General features: G+C 65.9%; 4 protein-coding genes and 1 pseudogene. All 5 read left to right on the top strand.

Annotated elements, in window-relative coordinates; all coding sequences use genetic code 11:
* Nucleotides 1–59 precede the first annotated feature (59 nt).
* On the top strand, nt 60–383 hold the full coding sequence (locus tag ACIRRY_RS51760) for an ATP-binding protein (RefSeq protein ID WP_403988129.1): 324 nt from the start codon (nt 60–62) through the stop codon (nt 381–383).
* Nucleotides 299–757 carry a transposase gene (locus ACIRRY_RS51755; protein ID WP_403988126.1) on the top strand — a complete coding sequence of 153 codons (459 nt, stop codon included), beginning with the start codon at nt 299–301 and terminating at the stop codon, nt 755–757. The genes ACIRRY_RS51760 and ACIRRY_RS51755 overlap by 85 nt, the downstream gene beginning before the upstream one ends.
* 10 nt (nt 758–767) lie before the next feature.
* Nucleotides 768–1,916 (top strand): IS30 family transposase, encoded by a 1,149-nt coding sequence (locus tag ACIRRY_RS51750; protein ID WP_403988123.1) that lies wholly within the window; start codon nt 768–770, stop codon nt 1,914–1,916.
* Nucleotides 1,917–1,961: 45 nt separating this feature from the next.
* A pseudogene (locus tag ACIRRY_RS51745) lies at nt 1,962–2,213 on the top strand (IS3 family transposase); the annotation flags it as partial.
* Between the two features lie 2 nt (nt 2,214–2,215).
* Nucleotides 2,216–2,711 (top strand): DDE-type integrase/transposase/recombinase (locus ACIRRY_RS51740; protein WP_403988120.1); only part of this gene is annotated, 496 nt, incomplete at its 3' end.

The raw sequence follows: 2,711 nt of genomic DNA, 5'->3' as shown, positions 1-2,711 counted from the left end.
GAGCCTCGATCTGTTCGTAGCGGCCCGCGCCGACATCGTCACCACGCCGTGACCAGCACATTCACCCACCCGGCAGGACTTTGGAACAGCCCTGCCTGCGGCCCAGCGTCTTCGTTGTCGACGAAGTCGGCTACCAGCCCCTCGAACGCGCGGAGGCGAACCTGGTCTTCCAGGTCATCTCCAAGCGTTACGAGAAGGGCTCGATCGTCCTGACCTCGAACAAGACCTTCAGCGAATGGGGCCAGGTCTTCGGCGACGAAGTCCTCGCCACCGCCATCCTCGACCGTCTCCTCCACCACTGCGAAGTGATCTCCATCAACGGCCCCAGCTACCGGCTCAAGAACCGCCTCAAGGCCATCGAGCGAGAGAACGACGTGGCCTGACAGCTGGGGACGTTCGCCCGTACGCAACTGGGGAGAAAAGTCCGTACGCCGACACCTTAACTCCGTCGTCTTGTAAGTACCCCGACGAACTGCGCGAGCGTGCGACCCGGTTGGCGGTCGAGGCCCGCAAGGACGCGGCTGGCCGGGCTGGTGCGATCAAGCGGATTGCCGACCAGTTGGACGTGCACCCCGAGGCTCTACGTGGGTGGGTCAAGCGGGCCGAGACCGACGAGGGCATCGTGCCCGGCACCACCAGTGCCGAAGCTGCCCGGATCGCAGAGCTGGAGCGGGAGGTGAAGGAACTGCGGCGGGCGAACGCGATATTGAAGTCCGCCTCCTTAGATTCAACCGGTCAGAGCAACAGTGCTGGTTGAGGACGGTTACGTGGCGAAATTGGGTCGGCCGGGGATGTCGGACGAGATGAAGGCCGACTTGTGGCGGCGGTGGAGGGCCGGGGAGTCGATCAGCGTCATCTCGAGACAGATCGGCAAACCACCCGGCTCGGTGTTCACCGTCCTCAAGCACCACGGAGGCATCGCTCCCGCGCCCCGCAAGGCGCGCGCTGGAAGCCTGACCCTGGGCGAGCGGGAAGAGATCTCACGCGGGCTTTGTGCCGGCCATTCCTACCGGGCGATCGCCGGCCTGCTGGGGCGTGCGGTGTCGACGATCAGCCGTGAAGTCGGCAACAACGGCGGACGCGATGAATACCGGGCAATCGCCGCGCAGGAACGGGCACTTGACCGTTCCCGGCGCCCGAAACAGTGCCTGCTCGCCGCCAGACCGGCGCTCAGGCAGACGGTACTGACCCTGCTCTGCGAGGAGTGGTCACCCGAGCAGACAGTCGGCCACCTCCGTCGTCATCACGGCAATGACCCGGCGATGGAGATCAGCCACGAGACGATCTACCGGTCGGTCTACACCACCCGGTGGAAAGTGATCCCCCGCGAGGTCTGCAAACGCCTTCGCACAGGCCGCCCGATCCGGAAGAACAAGCGACACACAGTAAAGGGGCAATGGCGCTCGCAGATCACCGATGCCCGGCCGATCGAGGAGCGGCCCCAGGCCGCGGAGGACCGCAGCGAGCCTGGGCACCTGGAAGGCGATCTGGTGATCGGCTCGGACAACAGCCAGGTCGCCACACTGGTCGACCGCAAGACGCGGTTCCTCACGGTCGTGAAACTCTCCAGCCGCCACACCAACGTGGTCGTTCCAGCTCTGACCGGGACATACACGCGCATGGACTCCCGGCTACGCTCCACGCTGACCTGGGATCGCGGCATGGAACTGGCAGCGCACAAGCGTCTCAGCACTGACGCCGGCGTCGACGTGTTCTTCGCAGCCCCGCGCAGCCCCCGGCAGCGCGGCACCAACGAGAACACCAACAAGCTGCTCCGGCAGTACCTGCCAAAAGGGACGAACCTCTCGACGTTCAGTCAGGGCGACCTTGATGTCATCGCGGCGAAACTCAACAACCGCCCCCGCAAATGTCTGGGATTCCGCACCCCGGCCGAGAGTGTTGCCTTGACCGGTTGAATCTAAGTCGGCTTTCTTCGCCGCGGAGCTGGACCGTCCACTGCGATGAAGGTCGCCTACATCGACCAGTACAAGGAGACGTTCGGCGTCCAGCCGATCTGCGAGGTTCTCGCCGAGACCGACGCCCCGATCGCGCCGAGCACCTACTACGCCGCCCACACCCGCCCGCCCTCGGCACGCAGTCTGCGCGACGAGCACCTCACCAGGGAGATCCGCCGCATCCACGCCGACAACTACGGTGTCTACGGCGCCCGCAAGGTCCACGCCGCCCTCGTCCGCGAGGGACACGAGGTGGCCCGTTGCACCGTCGAACGCCTCATGCGCCAGGCCCGACCGCGTGGCGTGATCCGGGCGAAGAGCCCGCGGACCTGGTCGAGCGGCAGTTCACGGCGAGCGCACCGAACCAGCTGTGGGTCGCGGACATCACCTACATCCGCACCTTCTCCGGCTGGGTCTACGCCGCCTTCGTCATCGACGTGTTCTCCCGCATGGCCGTCGGCCGGCAGGTCGCCACCAGCCTCTACACCGACCTCGCAGTGGAGGCGTTGGAGATGGCCATATGGAGACGCCGGCACACCGGCGCCGACCTCGCCGGCCTCACTCACCACTCGGATCGCGGCGTCCAATACCGGGCCATCCGCTACACCGAACGCCTCGAACAGGAAGCAGCCGTGGCCTCCGTCGGCTCCAAGGGAGACTCCTACGAGGTGAGTCGGCGGCGGGAATCTCACCCACCGCCGCTCTCAGAACCGTGCGTGAACCTCGCGACTCACACGGCTCCCATTGTTGAACCAG

Source organism: Streptomyces sp. NPDC101776 (assembly GCF_044766845.1).
Taxonomy (GTDB): Bacteria; Actinomycetota; Actinomycetes; order Streptomycetales; family Streptomycetaceae; genus Streptomyces.
Note: the sequence above shows the minus strand (reverse complement) of the source record. Positions and strands in the feature narration are given on the sequence as shown.